Annotated in this window: 15 protein-coding genes; 10 read left to right on the forward strand and 5 right to left on the reverse strand. The window is 74.2% G+C overall.

The genetic code is table 11. The features are described 5' to 3' along the window. Positions 1 to 120 precede the first annotated feature (120 nt). Genes AC0VX4_RS02115 through AC0VX4_RS02125 form a run of 3 tightly spaced genes read left to right on the forward strand, consistent with a single transcriptional unit; the run spans position 121 to position 1,239 of the window. Positions 121 to 354 carry a DUF4244 domain-containing protein gene (locus AC0VX4_RS02115; RefSeq protein ID WP_475464513.1) on the forward strand — a complete coding sequence of 78 codons (234 nt, stop codon included), beginning with the start codon at positions 121 to 123 and terminating at the stop codon, positions 352 to 354. Then, the gene (locus AC0VX4_RS02120; RefSeq protein WP_065572459.1) at positions 347 to 799 is read left to right on the forward strand and encodes a TadE family type IV pilus minor pilin; all 453 of its coding nucleotides are present in this window, start codon (positions 347 to 349) and stop codon (positions 797 to 799) included. The genes AC0VX4_RS02115 and AC0VX4_RS02120 overlap by 8 nt, the downstream gene beginning before the upstream one ends. Beyond that, positions 796 to 1,239, forward strand: a complete 444-nt coding sequence (locus tag AC0VX4_RS02125) for an Rv3654c family TadE-like protein (protein WP_336264784.1) — start codon at positions 796 to 798, stop codon at positions 1,237 to 1,239. The genes AC0VX4_RS02120 and AC0VX4_RS02125 overlap by 4 nt, the downstream gene beginning before the upstream one ends. Here AC0VX4_RS02125 and AC0VX4_RS02130 read toward each other — a convergent pair. Together AC0VX4_RS02130 and AC0VX4_RS02135 are read right to left on the reverse strand one after the other, a co-directional pair. After that, positions 1,155 to 3,755, reverse strand: coding sequence for a DEAD/DEAH box helicase (locus AC0VX4_RS02130; RefSeq protein ID WP_336264783.1), 2,601 nt, complete (start codon positions 3,753 to 3,755; stop codon positions 1,155 to 1,157). The genes AC0VX4_RS02125 and AC0VX4_RS02130 overlap by 85 nt on opposite strands. Continuing rightward, positions 3,752 to 4,525, reverse strand: a complete 774-nt coding sequence (locus AC0VX4_RS02135; RefSeq protein WP_475464514.1) for a GNAT family N-acetyltransferase — start codon at positions 4,523 to 4,525, stop codon at positions 3,752 to 3,754. Before AC0VX4_RS02135 ends, AC0VX4_RS02130 begins: the two co-directional genes overlap by 4 nt. A 93-nt stretch (positions 4,526 to 4,618) precedes the next feature. Here AC0VX4_RS02135 and trhO point away from each other — a divergent pair, with 93 nt between their 5' ends. Both trhO and AC0VX4_RS02145 read left to right on the forward strand, forming a co-directional pair. Continuing rightward, positions 4,619 to 5,548 (forward strand): oxygen-dependent tRNA uridine(34) hydroxylase TrhO, encoded by a 930-nt coding sequence (trhO, locus tag AC0VX4_RS02140; protein ID WP_475464515.1) that lies wholly within the window; start codon positions 4,619 to 4,621, stop codon positions 5,546 to 5,548. Continuing rightward, on the forward strand, positions 5,545 to 7,221 hold the full coding sequence (locus AC0VX4_RS02145) for a DUF7059 domain-containing protein (protein WP_206480324.1): 1,677 nt from the start codon (positions 5,545 to 5,547) through the stop codon (positions 7,219 to 7,221). The genes trhO and AC0VX4_RS02145 overlap by 4 nt, the downstream gene beginning before the upstream one ends. A gap of 21 nt (positions 7,222 to 7,242) precedes the next feature. Here AC0VX4_RS02145 and AC0VX4_RS02150 read toward each other — a convergent pair whose 3' ends face one another. Next, positions 7,243 to 7,890, reverse strand: a complete 648-nt coding sequence (locus AC0VX4_RS02150) for a hypothetical protein (protein ID WP_002856316.1) — start codon at positions 7,888 to 7,890, stop codon at positions 7,243 to 7,245. A gap of 380 nt (positions 7,891 to 8,270) precedes the next feature. Between AC0VX4_RS02150 and topA the strand changes: the two genes are divergently transcribed. From topA to proC, 4 genes are read left to right on the forward strand one after another with little or no spacing between them, the layout of a single operon-like run. Then, a complete protein-coding gene (gene topA / locus AC0VX4_RS02155; RefSeq protein ID WP_002856321.1) occupies positions 8,271 to 11,105 on the forward strand; it encodes a type I DNA topoisomerase in 2,835 nt (944 codons plus the stop codon). A gap of 5 nt (positions 11,106 to 11,110) precedes the next feature. Beyond that, a complete protein-coding gene (locus AC0VX4_RS02160; protein WP_002856323.1) occupies positions 11,111 to 12,133 on the forward strand; it encodes a Ppx/GppA family phosphatase in 1,023 nt (340 codons plus the stop codon). 2 nt (positions 12,134 to 12,135) lie between these two features. Next, positions 12,136 to 13,023, forward strand: a complete 888-nt coding sequence (locus tag AC0VX4_RS02165; protein ID WP_002856324.1) for a sugar phosphate isomerase/epimerase family protein — start codon at positions 12,136 to 12,138, stop codon at positions 13,021 to 13,023. Continuing rightward, positions 13,020 to 13,850, forward strand: coding sequence for a pyrroline-5-carboxylate reductase (proC, locus tag AC0VX4_RS02170; RefSeq protein ID WP_002856327.1), 831 nt, complete (start codon positions 13,020 to 13,022; stop codon positions 13,848 to 13,850). Before AC0VX4_RS02165 ends, proC begins: the two co-directional genes overlap by 4 nt. 15 nt (positions 13,851 to 13,865) lie before the next feature. Here proC and AC0VX4_RS02175 read toward each other — a convergent pair whose 3' ends face one another. After that, positions 13,866 to 14,543: a potassium channel family protein gene (locus AC0VX4_RS02175; RefSeq protein ID WP_002856329.1), complete on the reverse strand. Its 678-nt coding sequence runs from the start codon at positions 14,541 to 14,543 to the stop codon at positions 13,866 to 13,868. Next, positions 14,536 to 16,011, reverse strand: a complete 1,476-nt coding sequence (locus AC0VX4_RS02180; protein ID WP_002856331.1) for a TrkH family potassium uptake protein — start codon at positions 16,009 to 16,011, stop codon at positions 14,536 to 14,538. The genes AC0VX4_RS02175 and AC0VX4_RS02180 overlap by 8 nt, the downstream gene beginning before the upstream one ends. Positions 16,012 to 16,147: 136 nt before the next feature. Here AC0VX4_RS02180 and AC0VX4_RS02185 point away from each other — a divergent pair, with 136 nt between their 5' ends. Beyond that, positions 16,148 to 17,401: an acetoin utilization protein AcuC gene (locus AC0VX4_RS02185; RefSeq protein ID WP_002856333.1), complete on the forward strand. Its 1,254-nt coding sequence runs from the start codon at positions 16,148 to 16,150 to the stop codon at positions 17,399 to 17,401. Positions 17,402 to 17,511 lie beyond the last annotated feature (110 nt).

A 17,511-nucleotide genomic window follows, 5' to 3' on the forward strand; every position in this document is an offset into this window, starting at 1 on the left:
ATCCCCGGATCCGCACCGCCCCCGGCGCGCGGGGCCTGCACCGGGCCAGCCTGGGACCAGCGGCCCGGCCGGGCCGTCACCACCGCCCCGCACCGCGGGGCCCACTCCAGGAGGACCACCATGACCCACCGCTCCCACACCGCCCAGCCCGCCGCCACCCGCCCGAGCGATCGCGACCGCCTCGCCCGCGTCGTCGAAGCCGCGGGCGAGGAGACCGGCGCGATCACGGCCGAGTACGGCATCCTCACGCTCGCCGCCGTGGGCTTCGCGGGCGTGCTGGCCGTCGTGCTCACCAGCCCGGACGTGCAGTCGCTGCTCGTGGACCTCGTCTCCGGGGCGCTCCAGCGTGACTGAGCACCCGACCTCCGCCCCGCCGTCCGCGCGCCGCACGGGCGCCCGGACGGCGGGGTGGCCCCGGGCGCTCCGGGGCGGCGAGACCGGGGCCGTCACGGCCGAGTACGCGGTGCTGCTTCCCGTGATCGCGTTCGTGCTCGTGTCCGTCCTGCTGGCCGGCGCCGCCGCGGTGCAGCAGGTGCGGGGTCAGGACGCCGCGGCGTCGGCCGCCCGCATCCTCGCCCGGGGCGACGACGAGGCGGCGGCCCGGGACGCGGTGGCGCGCATGGCCGGCGACGACGCCTCGCTCTCGCACACCGTCGAGGGCGGGTGGGTGACCGTCGAGGTCGTCCAGCCCGGCCCCGGGCCGCTCGCCTGGGCCGAGGTGCTCACCCTCACCGCGCACGCCGCCGCCCCCGACCAGCGGCCCGGAACGCCCGCCGCCTCACCGGAGGACCGGTCATGACCCGCGGGAGGGCGCCCGCGCGGGGCGAACGCGGCTCGGGCACCGTGTCCGTCCTGGGCACGGCCGCCCTGGGGGCGGGTCTGCTGCTGGCGGTCGCGGCGCTGGGGCAGGCCTCGGTCACCGGCTCCCGGGCGGCCGGGGCCGCCGACCTGGCGGCGCTCGCCGCCTCCGACGCCCGGCGCGGGCTCTCCGACCACGAGCCGTGCGTGCTTGCCGGGCGGACCGCCGAACGCAACGGGGCCGTCGTCGTGGCGTGCGAGGTGCGCGAGGACGGGACCGTGCGCGTCGCGGTCGAGCTCGCCCGCGCCCCGCTGCCGGCGGCCACGGCCGACGCCGTCGCGGGTCCGCCGCGGTCTCAGGCCCCGGGCGCCGCGTCCGCGGACCCGCCGGAGGCGCCGTCGCCCGAGCCGTCGGCCGAGGCGTCCGCCGGGACGAGGTGATCGGCGTGGTCCATCAGGAACCGCAGGACGGTCAGCGCGCCGGCCTTGTCCAGGGGGCTGTTGCGGTTGCCGCACTTGGGGGACTGCACGCAGGACGGGCAGCCCTCCGCGCACTCGCAGGCCGCGATGGCCCCCGCCGTCGCCTCGACCCAGCGTCGCGCCTGCTCGAAGCCGCGTTCGGCGAAGCCCGCCCCGCCGGGCCGGCCGTCGTAGACGAACACGGCGGGGGAGCCCGTGTCCGGGTGCAGGACCATCGAGACGCCGCCGATGTCCCAGCGGTCGTTCGAGGCGACGAGCGGCATCATGCCGATCATCGCGTGTTCCGCCGCGTGGAGGGCGCCGGGCAGGCGATCCGTGGTCAGACCCGCGGCGATGAGCTCGTCCGAGGCCGCCTGGAACCACACCGCCGAGGTGAACAGGTCCCGCGCCGGCAGGTCGAGGGGCTCCTCGCCGAGCACCTCCCCGGAGGCCAGGGCCTTGCGCTGGAAGGACACCACCTGGGTGCGGACCTGCACCTCCCCGAGGCACCAGCGCAGGGTGCTCTCGCGCGCGTCCAGGCGACGGTGCACCGCGACGATCTCGATCTCCGTGACGTCCCGGGCCTGCGTGGTGAAGTCCGGCCAGGCGCGCGTGACCACCACCGCGTGCGCGTCCTCGTCCAGCTCCGCCACGAGGTACGTGCGGTCCTGGTGCACGTACACCGCGCCGGGATGCGCCTGGTAGTGGGTCTGGGGCGAGTCCATCGTGCCCAGCAGGGCACCGGACTCGGCGTCGATGATGTCCATGGGCCCGCCGCCGTCGTCCCGCAGGGAGACCATGCCGGCGGCGTGCTCGGGGTGCGTCCAGAACCAGCCGGCCGGCCGACGGCGCAGCAGCCCCTGCTCGACCAGCACGTCCAGCAGGGCGCGCACCCGCCCCGGCTCCCCGAACCAGCCGAACGCCTCGGGCGTGATCGGCAGTTCCGCGGCGGCCGCGCACAGCTGCGGGCCGAGCAGGTGCGGGTTCTCCGGGTCCACCACGGTGTCCTCCACGCCCAGGTCGAACACGGCCTCCGGGTGGTCCACCACGAACGTGTCCAGGGGGTCGTCCGAGGCCACGAAGAACGCGAGCGCATCCTGGCCGCCGCGCCCGGCGCGGCCGATCTGCTGGAAGAACGACGCGCGGGTGCCCGGCCAGCCGGCCACCACCACCGCGTCCAGCCCCGCGACGTCGATGCCCATCTCCAGCGCCGGCGTCGAGGCCATGCCCAGCAGCCGACCCGAGCGCAGGTCCGCCTCCAGCTCCCGCCGCTCCTCGGGCAGGTAGCCCGAGCGGTAGGCCGCGATCCGGGTGCCGAGCCCCGGCTCGACCTCCTCGAGCTGCCGCTTGGCCGCGCTGGCGATGGCCTCGGCCCCGCGCCGCGAGCGGATGAACGCCAGCGTGCGCACCTGCTGCAGGGCCAGGTCCGTGACCAGGTCGGCGGCGGCGGCCATCGCCGAGCGGCGGACGGGCGCGCCGTTCTCGCCCCGACGGTCCGTCAGCTCCGGCTCCCAGAACGCCACCGTGACCGCCCCGTGCGGGGACGCGTCCTCGGTGACGGCCGTGGCCGGCGCCCCGATCAGTCGGGCGAAGTGCCCGGCCGGATCCGCCGACGTCGCGGACGCTCCGATGAACACGGTCTCCGGACGGTCCCCGCGGTAGTGGGCGGCGATGCGCCGCAGCCGGCGCAGCAGGATGCCCACCTGCGAGCCGAAGACGCCCCGGTACGTGTGCGACTCGTCCACCACCACGAACGCCAGGTTCCGGAAGAACGCGGCCCACCGCTCGTGGTGCGGCAGGATCCCCACGTGGAGCATGTCCGGGTTGGTCATGAGAACGGTGGCGTGCTCGCGGGCCCAGATCCGGTCCTGCGGTGCGGTGTCGCCGTCGTAGGGGGCCGCGCGCAGCCCCGGGGCGCCGTCCCGCTCGAGGGCGCGCCAAGAGGTCAGCTGGTCCGCCGCGAGGGCCTTGGTGGGGGCGAGGTAGAGCGCGGTAGCCCGGGGGTCGGCGGCCAGCCGGGTGCCGACCGCCAGCTGGTAGCCCAGCGACTTGCCCGACGCCGTGCCCGTGGCGAGCACGGTGTGTGTCCCCGCGCCGGCCAGGGCCGCGGCGCGCACCTGGTGCAGCCACGGCCGCTCGACGCCGCGCGCCGCGAACGCCCTGACCAGGCCTTCCGGCGCGTCCGCGGGCCAGTCCGTGTGCCGGGCCTGCCGGGCGGGCAGCTCGGTGACGTGGCGGATCTGCTCGGGCAGGCCGGTCCGGCCCAGCGCCGCACGGAGTCCGGCCCCCGCCGGCGTGTCCGGGCGCAGGTCGCCGGGTGCCGTGACGGACAGGCCGGCCACGACGTCGGCCACCACCTCACCGACGGGCTGCGGCTCCGGTCCGGAGCAGTCCGGGGCGGCGTCGTCCACGCCCGGCGCGGCGTCCGCCGTGCCGGGCGGCCCCCAGCCGCCCGCGGGATCCGCCCAGGGATCGTGCTCCGGGAGGTGGCCGGTCACGCCCCCATGGTGCCGGTGTGCTCGGCGGTGGGGTTGTCCTCGGCCAGGCCGCGACCCCAGATGGACACGGGGCCGAGGTCGGTCCAGGCCAGGTGGCGGTACAGCTTCTGCCCGTCCGGGGAGGCGACGAGCAGGCCGCGGCTGATCTCACCCTCGCTCATGACCTCGGAGGTCAGGTAGCGCATCACAAGGGAGCCGAGGCCGCGGCGACGGTGGTTCGGGGACGTCCAGATCCGGTCGTAGACGGCGGTGCCGTCCTCCTCGGTGACCCAGCCGAGGGCGGCGAGCTCCTCCTCGCCCTCCGGCGCGGTCGAGGCGCCGACGGCCAGGATGCGCACGCGACGGCTGCCCTCCATCGGCTGGTCCACGCGGGCCTCATAGCCCTCGGGCAGCAGCGGGGGCTCCACGTCCTGCAGCTCGGGGTCCATGTCCATGGTCATGAAGCGCTCCGGCTCGGCCTGGGCCTTCAGACCCATGGCCTTCGGGTCCTCGCCGGCGTCGCCGAACACGGTGAGCAGAATCTGCTCCTGGTCCCGCACCGCCTCGCGCAGGTCCTCGAGCTCCGCGCGGGAGGGGTTCACCACCACGTACTCCCACGTGGCCGGCACGTCCACCGTGGCGCGACCGGAGCCGCCGGGGATCATGCGGGCGGGGCGAGGGGTGCGCAGGGCCGCGCGTCGCCTCGCCTCCTGGCTGATGCGGTAGCCGCGCGATCGCGACCAGGCCGCGAACCAGGTGTCGACCAGTGCCGGATCCAGATGCTCAGTCATGTCTGAAGGGTAAGGCGTGAGGCCGGTGCGGGCCAGGTCCCGCCCGTCCCGCACGGCCGTCACGTCCGGGGTCGCGCACTAGCCTGGACCTCGATGAGCACCGCCCCCCTCTCCCGCATCGCGCTGTACTACCGGTTCACCCCGCTCGCCGACCCCGAGGCGGTGCGGCTGTGGCAGTGCACGCTCGCCGCGTCCCTCGGCCTGACCGGCCGGATCATCGTGTCGCCGCAGGGGATCAACGGGACCGTCGGCGGACCGGTCGACGCGGTCAAGCGCTACGTGCGCGGCACGCGGGAGCATCCGGCGTTCCGGGACCTCGAGGTGAAGTGGTCGGACGGCTCGGCGGCGGACTTCCCCCGCCTCTCCGTCAAGGTCAAGCCCGAGCTCGTCGCGTTCGGGGCCCCCGAGCGCGTCACCGTGGACGCGGACGGCGTCGTCGGCACGGGGGAGCGGCTCACCCCCGCCCAGGTGGACGCGCTCGTCGCCGAGCGCGCCGGCACCGCGAACCCCGTGCGCTTCCTCGACGGCCGCAACACGGTGGAGGCGGCCATCGGCCGCTTCGACGGGGCCGTGGTCCCGGACGCGCACACCACCCGCGACCTGCTCGCCGCCGTCGACTCCGGGGCCCTGGACCACCTCAAGGACGCGCCGCTGATCACCTACTGCACGGGCGGCGTGCGCTGCGAGGTCCTCTCCGCCCTGCTCAAGGACCGCGGCTTCGCCGAGGTCTACCAGCTCGACGGCGGCATCGTCCGCTACGGCGAGGCCCGCGGCGACGCCGGACTGTGGCGGGGCGAGCTGGCCGTGTTCGACCGACGCCTGTCCACCCGCTTCACCGCCGACGCCGAGACCATCGGCCGGTGCGTCACGTGCCAGGCCCCGACCTCGGCGCTGCGCAACTGCGCCGACCCGGCCTGCACCACGCTCGAGGTCCGCTGCGCGGCCTGCGCCGTCGACGACCCCGAGCACCGCTGCCCCGTCTGCGCCCACCGCCCCCACCCCGCTGAGAGGACCGAGGCATGAGTCCCGTCCCGACACCTCCGTCGCCCCCCGCCCCGCGGCTGACCCCGGCCACGGCCGTGGCCCTCGCCGCGGACCTGGCGGCCCTGCCGTTCACCACCGCCGCCGTCGAGGGGCTGCTCGGACCCGTGGCCACGCTCGCCCTGGACCGCGAGCACGCCGAGGCCGCCCGCCGCGTCGTCGCCGGCCACCTGGCGAGCCCCGGCCGGCACGACGACGCAGCCGGCTCCGACGACCGGCACGGCACGCGGGGCCTCGCCGCCGCCGTCGGGGCCTGGCTGCTCGGCGACCCCGTCCCCGCCGTCGACCTCGACGCAGCGCTGCCCAGCCTCGGCCTGGCCGGGGCCGTGGCGGCCGGGCTCGTCGTCGAGGGACCGGACGGGCGCGTGCGCGGCGCGGTGGACCTCTCGCCGTATGAGGCGGACGAGCCGGGCCGGATGTGGATCGCCTCGGACCTGACGGCCCTGCAGCGGCGTGGCCCGCTGCCTCCCGAGCACGTGCTCGGCGTCGGTCGGGCCTCCCTCACGCTCGCCGGCGCCACGCAGCGCCGTCCCGTGGCCCGCGCCCTCGACGTGGGGGTGGGCTGCGGGATCCAGACCCTGCACCTGCTCGCCCACGCCGACCACGTCACCGCCACGGACCTGTCCGAGCGCGCCCTCGCCTTCACCCGGTTCAACCTGCTGCTCAACGCGGACGTGCTCGGCCTCGACCGGGAGCGGCTCGAGGACCGGGTCCGGCTGGCGGCCGGCGATCTGCTGGCGCCGGTGGCGGGGGAGCGGTTCGACCTCGTGGTCTCGAACCCGCCGTTCGTGATCACCCCGCGCACGGATCCGGACGCGCCCGTGCTGACCTACCGCGACGGCGGCCGCGAGGGCGACCGGATCGTCGCGGAGCTGATCGCGGCCCTGCCGGACGTGCTCGCCGAGGGGGGCACCGCGCAGCTGCTCGCCAACTGGGAGATCCCGGCGGGAGACACCGCCGACGCCGACACCGCACCGTGGGACGCGCGCCCGCGCTCGTGGGTGGCGCCGGGGATGCAGGCCTGGTTCATCCAGCGCGACCGGCAGGACCCCGCGGGCTACGCGGAGACGTGGCTGCAGGACTCCTCGCTCGAGCTCGACCCGCCCGCCTACGAGGCCGCCTACCGCGGGTACCTGGACGACTTCGCCGCGCGCGGGGTCGCGGGCGTGGGCTTCGGCCACGTGTGGCTGCGTCGGCCCGCCGCGGACGGCTCCCAGGGCCGGGGGTGGGTGGTCGCCGAGGAGCTGACCCAGCCGGTCGACGAGGCCCTCGGCGGGGCGTGGGCCGCCGCCGTCGCCCGCCGGGACCGGCTCGCGGCGGGCCCCGGGGCGGGGGACGCCGTGGGAGACCCGGCCCTGGCCGCGCTGCGGGGCCTGCACCTGCGCGTGGCCGCGGACGTCACGGAGGAGCGGCACCAGCGCTTCGGGGCGGAGCACCCCGAGGTGATCCTGGCCCGCCAGGGCTCCGGGTTCCGGCGTGTGGCGCGCCTGGACACCGCGACGGCGGGCGTCCTCTCGGCCAGCGACGGCGAGCTGTCCGTGGGGCAGCTGGTGGGCGCGGTCGCCGCGCTGCTGGAGCTGGACGAAGCGGGCCGGGCCGGCCTGCTGGCCGCGCTGCGGGAGCTGCACGAGGACGGGTTCCTCGTGGAGGGCTGAGCGGACGGCCCGGCCCACATCTCAGATCAAGCCGAGCCGCGCAGCGTGGCGCAGATGACGCACGAACATCTCGTCGTCGGGATCCCCGCGGCGCATCACCGGCACGGCCTCGCCGAAGTCCGGGTCCGGCTCGGGGAAGCCCACGAGTCCCTCGAGGTGCTCGTCCACCATCTGCCCGAGCACGCCCTCCACCGTGAAGCCGGTCACCGCCCCGTCCTCGACCTCGAGGATCGCGGTGACGCGCTGACCCAGTGCGTGCTGGGTGAGGACCAGCCCGTAGGGGTGGTCCTCCTGGGGGACCTGACTCTCCAGCCCTGTCCAGTAGGCGACGTCGGCACGCTCGGCGCCCTCGTCCCACTCGGCTGCCGCGTCCGCGTCCTCCCGCTCCGACTCGAGGTGCAGGAGATACGCATCGAGGGAGCCGAAGGCGTGCCGGGCGAAGTGCAGCAGGGTGACGGTGTCCGTGACCGTCCACAGGACCTTCTCCGTGTGGTTGCGCAGCTCCTCGTCGTGCTGCAGATGGCCGCCCGAGAGGATCTCGCGTGCCAGAGGTCTCGCGCGGTAGCACTTCTCCAGCAGGGAGCCCACGTCCGTCGCCGTGGGGTTCGGCCGGGCCGCGGACTCCCAGCGGCGGACGAGGTCCGCCGTCGACCCCGGGGCGGTCAACACGTCCCCTGCCCGGCCACGCCGTCGAACGCGTGGATGCCTTCGGGCTTGCGGTTGTCGCCGTGGTGGTGGCAGTACGTGCCCGAGCCCGACGTGTCCTTCTCCGGACCCACGGGCCTGAGGCCGGAGCCTCCGGGCCGCCACCGCCGGGCAGCAACCCGGGACCGACGGGGATGCATGGCCTGAGCATAGGCTGAGTGTCCGGAGGCGGGCAGGAGGACCCGAGCCCGTGTCCGGCGGACGGGGCCCGCCCAGGGGCCTGTCAGGCTCCGGGCGTTATCGTGGTCAGCGCGCCCTACGATGTGGGGACGTCCGCCCCCGGCGGACACGGGTCGGCTCGCGTCGGCCCCGGACCCGCAGCCATCCCGTCCCAGGAGGACCCGTTGTCCACTACCCCCGCTTCCGTGACCGCTTCCGTGCCCGAGGGCAAGAAGCTGGTCATCGTGGAGTCCCCGGCCAAGAGCAAGTCCATCGCGAAGTACCTCAACGCGGTGGGCTCCGGCTGGGTGGTGGACTCCTCCGTGGGGCACATCCGCGACCTGCCCAAGCCCTCGGACCTGCCGGCGGACATGAAGAAGGGCCCGTTCGGCAAGTTCGCCGTGGACACGGAGCACGGCTTCACCCCGTACTACGTGGTGCACCCGGACAAGAAGAAGAAGGTCACGGAGCTCAAGCGCGAGCTCAAGGACGCCGAGGCCCTCTACCTCGCCACGGATGCGGACCGCGAGGGCGAGGCCATCGCCTGGCACCTGCTGGACACCCTCAAGCCCACGGTGCCGGTGTACCGGATGACCTTCGGCGAGATCACCAAGGAGGGCGTGCGCCGAGGCCTGGAGAACATCCGTGAGCTGGACACGGCCCTCGTGGACGCCCAGGAGACGCGCCGCATCCTCGACCGGCTCTTCGGCTACGAGCTCTCCCCGGTGCTGTGGCGCAAGGTCTCCCGCGGCCTCTCCGCGGGCCGTGTGCAGTCCGTGGCCACCCGCCTCGTCGTCGAGCGCGAGCGCGAGCGCATGGCCTTCGTCTCCGCGCAGTACTGGGGCGTGGAGGGCACGTTCACCGTCGCCGAGGGCGCCCAGGCCGCCGAGGCCGTGGGCAGCTCCTTCACCGCACGTCTGAGCACCGTGGACGGCGAGCGTGTGGCCACGGGCCGCGACTTCGACGACGCCGGGCGGCTCAAGGCCTCCGCCGGCAAGAAGGTGACCCACCTGGACGAGGCCGGCGCCCGCTCGCTGGCCGAGGGTCTGCGCGGGGCGGACTTCACGGTCGACTCGGTGGAGGACAAGCCGTACACCCGCCGCCCGGCCGCCCCCTTCACCACCTCCACGCTGCAGCAGGAGGCCGCCCGCAAGCTCCGCATGAGCTCCCGCGTCTCCATGCAGGTGGCCCAGCGCCTGTACGAGAACGGCTACATCACGTACATGCGCACGGACTCGGTGAACCTCTCGCAGGAGGCCGTGCAGGCCGCCCGGCGCCAGGCCACCGAGCTCTCCGGGGCGGACGCCGTGCCGGCCCAGCCGCGCGTCTACGCCAAGCGCAACGAGACCGCGCAGGAGGCCCACGAGGCCATCCGGCCCGCGGGGGACTCCTTCCGGACCCCGGCCCAGGTCGAGGCCGAGCTGCGCCCGGACGAGTTCCGCCTGTACGAGCTGATCTGGAAGCGCACCGTGGCCTCGCAGATGGCCGACGCCAAGGGCTACACCGCCACGCTGCGGCTCTCGGCCGCCGCGCAGGACGGCCGCCTCGCGCAGTTCAGCGCCTCGGGCACCGTCATCACGTTCAAGGGCTTCCTCGACGCGTACGAGGAGGGTCGGGACGCCGAGGTCGATGGCGAGAACGCGGAGGCCAAGGACCGCCGACTGCCGCAGGTGGCCCAGGGCGAGCGCCTCACCGGTGACCCGATCGAGGCCACCGGGCACGAGACCTCCCCGCCGGCCCGCTACACCGAGGCGTCGATCGTCGCCGAGCTGGAGCGCCGCGAGATCGGGCGTCCCTCCACGTACGCCCCGACGATCTCCACGATCATGGACCGCGGCTACGTGTCCAAGCGCGGCACCGCGCTCGTCCCGTCGTGGACCGCGTTCGCGGTGATCGGCCTGCTCGAGGACTACTTCGCGAAGTACGTGGACTACGACTTCACGGCCCGCATGGAGGACGACCTCGACCGGATCGCCGCGGGCGAACTCGGCCGCGAGGCCTGGCTGCAGACCTTCTACTTCGGGGCCCCCGCCGCGGAGACGGAGAAGGGCGTCGAGGGCCTCAAGCACGTGGTGGACAACCTCGGCGAGATCGACGCGCGGGCCGTGAACTCGCTGCCGATCACCGAGGACATCACCCTGCGGGTGGGCCAGTACGGTCCGTACCTGGAGCGGTCGCTGCCGGCCGACGCGGAGGCGGGCGCCACCCCGCCGCGCGCCAACGTCCCCGAGGACCTGGCCCCGGACGAGCTCACCCCGGCCAAGGCCGAGGAGCTGTTCGCCACCGCCCAGCCCTCCGAGCGCGAGCTCGGCACGGACCCGGAGACGGGCCGGACCATCGTCGCCAAGGACGGGCGCTACGGGCCCTACGTCACCGAGGTCATCCCCGAGATGACCGAGGAGGAGCTGCAGGCCTGGCTCGACGCCCAGCCCACCGAGTACTACAAGAACGGCAAGCCCAAGCCGAAGAAGAAGCCGGCCAAGGAGAAGCCCCGCACCGGCTCCCTCTTCACGAGCATGTCCGTGGACACCGTGACCCTCGAGCAGGCGCTGCAGCTGATGTCCCTGCCGCGCGTCGTGGGCGCGGACGCCGAGGGCGAGGTCATCACCGCCCAGAACGGCCGCTTCGGGCCCTACCTGAAGAAGGGCTCGGACTCGCGCTCGCTCGAGTCCGAGGACCAGATCTTCAGCATCACGCAGGAGCAGGCCCTCGAGATCTACGCCCAGCCGAAGCAGCGTGGCCGCGGGGCCGCCAAGCCGCCGCTGGCCGAGTTCGGCGAGGACCCGGTCTCCGGCAAGAAGGTCACTGTGAAGGAGGGCCGCTTCGGCCCGTACATCACGGACGGCGTCACCAACATCACCGTCCCGCGCGGCCGCCAGCCCGAGGAGCTCACGGCGGAGGAGGCCTACCAGCTGCTCGCGGACAAGCGCGCCAAGGGCCCGGCCACCCGCGGCGGTGCCAAGAAGCCGGCGGCGCGCAAGGCCCCGGCCAAGAAGACCACCGCGCGGAAGAAGGCCTGAGCGCCATGCGCCTCGGCGTCCTGGACATCGGCTCCAACACCGTTCACCTGCTGCTCGTGGACGCCCACCCGGGGGCCCGCCCCGTCGCCTACGCGGAGCACAAGCGCTCCCTCCCGCTGATCCGCTACCAGGACGCCGACGGGGCGATCACGGAGGAGGGTCAGCGGGAGCTCGTGGACTTCGTCCGGGAGGCCGCCGCGTTCGCGGAGGAGCACCGGGCGGAGGACATGATCTCGTTCTGCACCTCGGCGATCCGCGAGTCCGCGAACGGCGCCGCCGTGCTGGCCCGCGTGCAGGCCGAGACCGGTGTGCACCTCTCCGAGCTCACGGGGGACCAGGAGTCGGCCATGACGTACTTCGCCGTGCGCCGCTGGCAGGGCTGGGACGCCGGCTCCATCCTGAACTTCGACATCGGCGGCGGCTCCTTCGAGATCGCCTACGGCCAGGACGAGCTGCCCTCGCACGCCCTGTCCCTGCCGCTGGGCGCCGGCCGCCTCACCCGCGACTGGGTGCCCGAGGACCCGCCCAGCCCCAAGGCGGTGAAGAAGCTCCGCAAGCACGTGGAGAAGCGACTCGAGGAGGCGTACACGGTCTTCCCGCGCATCGAGTCGCCCGTGGTGGTCACCGCCACCTCGAAGACGTTCCGCTCCCTCGCCCGGATCACCGGGGCGGCGCCGTCGGCGGCGGGGCCCTTCGTGAAGCGGCACCTGCGCGCGGACGACCTGCACCTGTGGGTGAACCGCCTCGCGGCGATGACCATCGCGGAGCGGGCGGAGCTGCCCGGCGTCTCGGACGTGCGCGCGCACCAGGTATTCGCGGGGGCGATCGTCGCGCTGACGGCCATGCGCACGTTCGGCATCGCCCAGCTCGAGATCTGCCCGTGGGCGCTGCGCGAGGGCCTGATCCTCAACCGCCTCGACGCGCTCATGCTCGAGGGCCACCTCACCCGGGACGGCCTGCCCGGCGTCGGCCACGTGAACCTCAACCCGGACACCCTCCTGCCGGGACTGAGCCTGGGGGTGCGCTGAGCATGGTGGACGCCACCGCGCACCTGGCCCCCGCGGCGCGCTTCGGCGCGGACATCCCCGTGACCCTGTCCTCCTCGTCCGTGTTCCCCCTGGGCACCCAGGACGTGTTCGCCACCGCCGAGGACCTCGGCTACGACGGCGTGGAGGTCATGGTCACGCACAACGCGTGGAGCCAGGACGCGCGGCGGCTGATGCGGCTGTCCGAGCGGCACGGGATGCCCATCGACTCCATCCACGCCCCCACCCTGCTGTTCACGCAGCAGGTCTGGGGCTCCGCGTGGTCCAAGATCCGCCGCTCCGTGGAGCTGGCGCAGGCCGTGGGTGCGGCCACCGTGGTCGCCCACCCGCCGTTCCGCTGGCAGGGCACGTACGCGGTGCGCTTCGCCGAGGGCATCCACGAGCTCATGGCGGAGACCGGTGTGGTGATCGCGGTGGAGAACATGTACCCGTGGCGGGCCTACGGCCGCGAGGCCAAGATGTACCTGCCGCACTGGAACCCGCTGCCCGAGCCGTACGAGCACATCTGCTGGGACTTCTCCCACGCGGCCATCGCGCGGGCGGACTCTCTGGCGGCCGTCCGCGAGCTCGGCCCGCGGCTGCGGCACGTCCACCTCACCGACGGCAACGACTCCGGCAAGGACGACCACCTGGTCCCCGGCGAGGGCACGCAGCGCGTGGCCGAGACCCTGCGCCACCTGGCGACCGAGGGCCTGGCCGGCGCGGTGTGCGTGGAGGTGGGCACGCGCGGCGTGGAGTACGCGGGCCAGCGCGAGGAGAAGCTGGCCGCCTCGCTCGCGTTCGCGCGCGAGCACCTGGCCGCCGGCGGGACCGACCACCACGACGACGACGGCGTTCCGCGCCCGACCACGAAGGAGACGGACCGACCATGAAGCTGACCATCCTGGGCCTGGGCACCATGACCGGCGCGATCCTCGCCGGGGCCCTCGACGCCGGCGCCGTGCGCGCCGAGGACGTCACCGCCACCACCCGCTCCGCCGCCTCCGCCGAGAAGGCGGCCGCGCAGCACGGCGTCACGGTGACCTCCCAGGAGCGGGACGAACGCACCAACCATGCCGCGGTCGCTGAGGCGGACATAGTCCTGGTGGGCGTGAAGCCGAAGGACATGGTCGCCACCCTCACGGACCTGGCGCCGTCGCTGCGCCCCGAGACCGTGGTGGTGTCCGTGGCAGCCGGCGTCACCGCCGCGACCATGGCCGCCGTGCTGCCGGCGGGGCAGCCGATCGTGCGGACCATGCCGAACACGCCCCTGACGGTGGGCTCCGGCGTCGTGGGCGTGGCCCCCGGGCCGGGCGTCACCGAGGAGCAGACCACCGCCGTGCGCGCTCTCTTCGAGGGCTCCGGCCTGGTGGTGCCGGTGGCCGAGGAGCAGCTCTCCGCCGTGGTGGCCACCGCCGGCTCCGCCCCGGCCTACGTGTTCCTGCTGGCCGAGCTGATCGCCGCCCACGGTGCGGAGATGGGACTGGACGCCGCCTCCGCCGAGGCCATGGCCGCGGCCACCGTCAAGGGCGCCGGCATCATGCTCCAGCAGGAGGGGGCCAGGGCCGAGGCTCTGCGCAAGGCCGTGATGAGCCCGAACGGCACCACCGAGAAGGCCGTGGAGGCGTTCCTGGACGGCGGCATGGGCGACCTCGTGAACCGTGCCATGGACGCGGCCGCGCAGCGCGACAAGGAGATGGCCGAGGAGTTCGGGGCCTGACGGCTCCGGCGTGCCTCAGGGCCGGGCGGCGAACCGGTCGATGAGGTCCGTGTGCCCGGAGACGATGAGGGTGTCGCGCGGGCCCACCCGGGTGTCCGGCTGGGCGTAGGTGAAGTCCTCGCCCGGGGTCTTCACGCCCACCACGGTCACGCCGTACTTGGAGCGCACGTGGGACTCGGCGAGCGTGAAGCCCACGCACTCGGCCGGCGGGTACATCTTCACGATCGCGAAGTCGTCGTCGAACTCGATGAAGTCGAGCATGCGCCCGTTCACGAGGTGGGCGGCGCGCACGCCGGCGTCGTGCTCCGGGAAGATCACATGGTTCGCCCCGATCCGCTTGAGGATCGTGCCGTGCGCCTCGCTGATCGCCTTCACCCAGATGTGCGGGATCTCCAGGTCCACGAGGTTCACGGTGATCAGCACCGATGCCTCGATGGAGGTGCCCACGCCGACCACCGCCGTCGAGAAGTCCTGCGCACCGAGCTGGCGCAGGGCCTCGGAGTCGGTGGCGTCCGCCTCCACCACGTGGGTCAGCGAGGGGGCGTAGCGCTGCACGAGGACGGGGTCCCGCTCGACGGCGAGCACCTCGCGCCCCTGTGCGACGAGCTCCTCGGCCGTGGCGGCGCCGAAGCGGCCCAGACCCACGACGAGCACGGGGGCGTTGGGATCGGTGCGCTGCGGGGTGTCAGCCAATGACCGGCCTCTCGACGGGGTAGCGGTAGAGCACGCGCCGCTGGCGCAGGGCCAGGGCGGCGGCGAACGTGATCGTACCAACGCGGCCCGCGAACATCATGGCCGTCAGGACGTACTTGCCGGCCGGTGGGCTCTCCGCGGAGACGCCCACGGAGAGTCCGCACGTGCCGAACGCGGAGATCACCTCGAACAGGGGCCGCTGGAGGGACTCGTCGGTGATGTGCACCAGCGCCAGAGTGGCCACGAGCACGAGGGTGGCCCCGAGTGCGAGCACCGCGATGGCCACGCGCAGGGACTCGGGGGCGATCGTGCGGCCGTGCGCCGTCACCTCGCGGTCGCCGCGCGCCTCCGCCACGATCGCGAGGAACATGATCGCCAGCGTGGTCACCTTGATGCCGCCCGCGGTGGAGGCGGACCCACCGCCCACGAACATCAGCGCGTCCATGAGCAGCAGGGACTCGGGCTGGTGCGCGTTCGTGTCGTCGATCGCGAAGCCTCCGGAGCGGGTCATCACGGAGCCGAACAGGGAGTGCCCGACCCGCTGCCAGAAGCCCATGCCGGCCTGGGTCGCCGGGTTGCCCGCCTCGAAGAAGAAGAGGGCGACGGCGCCGAGCACCAGCAGGGCCAGCGTCACCTCGACCGTGAGCTTGGTGTGCAGGTTCCACTCCCGGAACCGCCACCCCTTCTCCAGCAGCACCATGACCACGGGGAAGCCGAGCGCGCCGAGGAACACGCCGACGCCGAGCACCGTGATGACCACCGGGTCGTGCATGATCTCCGGCAGGCCGTCCACGTGCAGGGTGAACCCCGCGTTGTTGAAGGCGCTGACCGAGTAGAAGACACCGTGCCACAGGCCGGTGAGCCACGAGCCGGAGATGGCCGCGAACCGCGGCACGAGGACGAGCGCCAGCGCGGCCTCGGCGGTCAGCACCGTCACGACGACGACGCGCAGCAGCTGGCCGACCTCGCCGAGACTGCCGGAGGTCATGCCCGCCTGCTGCGTCGCCAGCTTCGACCTCAGGCCCAGATGCCGGGAGACGGCCAACGTGAGCAGCGAGGCCATCGAGAGGATGCCCAGGCCGCCGATCTGGATGGCCACGAGGATGATCACCTGGCCCGCGGGGGACCAGTGCTCGGCCGTGTTGACGGTGGTCAGACCGGTCACGGAGAAGGCGGAGACCGCGGTGAACATGGCGTCGTGCAGGGGGGTGGCGTGGCCGTCCGCCGCGGCCCACGGCAGGGCGAGGAGCCCGGTGAACACCAGGGCCATGAGGGCGAAGGCGGAGAGGGCGGCGCGGGCCGGGGAGCCGCCCACCACCGAGCTGACGGCACGGCCCGAGCGCCGCAGCGCCGTGCGCAGGTCGGTCGAGGACTCCAGCGTGGAGGCCTGGCCGGGCCGGGGGAGTCCGCCGGGCCGGCGCACCCCGCCGTGGCGGCGGGCGTGCGGGGTCGGACGGGGACCTGCCACGGGGCACCTCCTGCACGGGGACGGGGAACGGACCGGCTCCCAGTATCGCGCGCCCCTGAGGCCCGCGCGTCACGTGGGTGAGACATCCGAGGCGCTCGTCGCCACCGTGCCGCCCGGAGCCCTAGGCTGGACCGTGATGAGCACCACGTCCACCCCTCCCGCTCCCACCCCCGCCGCTGTGGTGTGGGACTCCAGCCTGCTCCGCTACCGGTTCAGCGCGGAGCACCCGATGGCGCCCCTGCGGCTGGACCTCACGCACCGGCTCGTGGAGGCGTTCGGCCTGCTGGACGCGCCCCACGTGCGGATCGTGGAGCCGCCCGTGGCCACGGACGAGCAGCTCGCCCTCGTCCACGATCCCGAGTACGTCGCCGCCGTGCGCCGGGCCGCGGCGACGTCGTCGGACGAGGACGGCTGCTTCGGCCTGGGCACCGAGGACTGTCCCGTGTTCCCGGACCTGCACGAGTCCGCCGCCCGGATCGCGGGCGGCTCCCTCGTCGCCGCGGAGGCGATCTGGTCCGGCGAGGTGGACCGCGCCGTGAACTTCGCCGGCGGCATGCACCACGCCGCCCGGTCCTCGGCGTCCGGGTTCTGCATCTACAACGACTGCGCCGTGGCCATCCAGCGCCTGCTGGACCTCGGCGCGGAGCGCGTCGCCTACGTCGACGTGGACGCGCACCACGGCGACGGCACGCAGTCGATCTTCTACGACGACCCCCGCGTGCTCACCATCTCCCTGCACGAGACGGGCATCAGCCTGTTCCCGGGCACGGGCTTCGCCAACGAGATCGGCGGCTCGGCCGCTCAGGGCACAGCGGTGAACGTCGCGCTGCCCCCGCGCACCGGCGACGCCGGCTTCCTGCGCGCCGCCCACGCCGTGGTCCCCCCGCTGCTGCAGGCGTTCGCCCCGGACGTGCTGGTCAGCCAGCACGGCTGCGACGGTCACCGCACGGACCCGCTCGCCGACCTGCGGCTGAGCGTGGACGGCCAGCGCCAGCTCGCGTTCGACGTCGGCGACTGGGCCGACCGGTTCGCGCACGGCCGGTGGCTGGCCACCGGGGGCGGCGGCTACAACCCGCTGCGGGTGGTGCCGCGCGCGTGGGCCCACCTGACCGCCGCCGTCCTGCAGACCCCGATCCCGGTGAAGAGCGAGATCCCCGCCGCCTGGATCGAGCACGTCCGGACCCTCACCGCGGACGAGCTGACCGGGGACATGTCCGTGCACGAGGGGGACGACGCCGAGCGGATCCCCACCGTGATGGGCGAGGACGCGGATGTGTGGTGGCGCTCGTGGGAGGTGGGCTACGACCCGGCCGACCCGGTGGACCAGTCGATCATGGCCACGCGCCGCGAGGTGTTCCCGCTGCACGGGCTGGACCCCTGGTTCGACTGAGACGGCCCGCGTCCCGGTTCGACCGCGGCCCGTGCGGCCGGTATTGTGGCCGAGAACGTTTCCAGGCGTTCCACATCCGGTGGAATGCGGGTCGGCGTGTCCGGCGCCCC

This window comes from Micrococcus sp. 63XJN7_8_ISO-PGPR-S23-253 (assembly GCF_056173425.1).

What these genes read in the sequence shown, in the direction of transcription:
- AC0VX4_RS02115 (WP_475464513.1), top strand. Translation starts at nt 121, where the DNA reads ATGACCCACCGCTCCCACACCGCCCAGCCCGCCGCCACCCGCCCGAGC.
- AC0VX4_RS02125 (WP_336264784.1), top strand. Translation starts at nt 796, where the DNA reads ATGACCCGCGGGAGGGCGCCCGCGCGGGGCGAACGCGGCTCGGGCACC.
- AC0VX4_RS02135 (WP_475464514.1), bottom strand. Translation starts at nt 4,525, where the DNA reads ATGACTGAGCATCTGGATCCGGCACTGGTCGACACCTGGTTCGCGGCC.
- trhO (WP_475464515.1), top strand. Translation starts at nt 4,619, where the DNA reads ATGAGCACCGCCCCCCTCTCCCGCATCGCGCTGTACTACCGGTTCACC.
- AC0VX4_RS02145 (WP_206480324.1), top strand. Translation starts at nt 5,545, where the DNA reads ATGAGTCCCGTCCCGACACCTCCGTCGCCCCCCGCCCCGCGGCTGACC.
- AC0VX4_RS02160 (WP_002856323.1), top strand. Translation starts at nt 11,111, where the DNA reads ATGCGCCTCGGCGTCCTGGACATCGGCTCCAACACCGTTCACCTGCTG.
- AC0VX4_RS02165 (WP_002856324.1), top strand. Translation starts at nt 12,136, where the DNA reads ATGGTGGACGCCACCGCGCACCTGGCCCCCGCGGCGCGCTTCGGCGCG.
- proC (WP_002856327.1), top strand. Translation starts at nt 13,020, where the DNA reads ATGAAGCTGACCATCCTGGGCCTGGGCACCATGACCGGCGCGATCCTC.
- AC0VX4_RS02185 (WP_002856333.1), top strand. Translation starts at nt 16,148, where the DNA reads ATGAGCACCACGTCCACCCCTCCCGCTCCCACCCCCGCCGCTGTGGTG.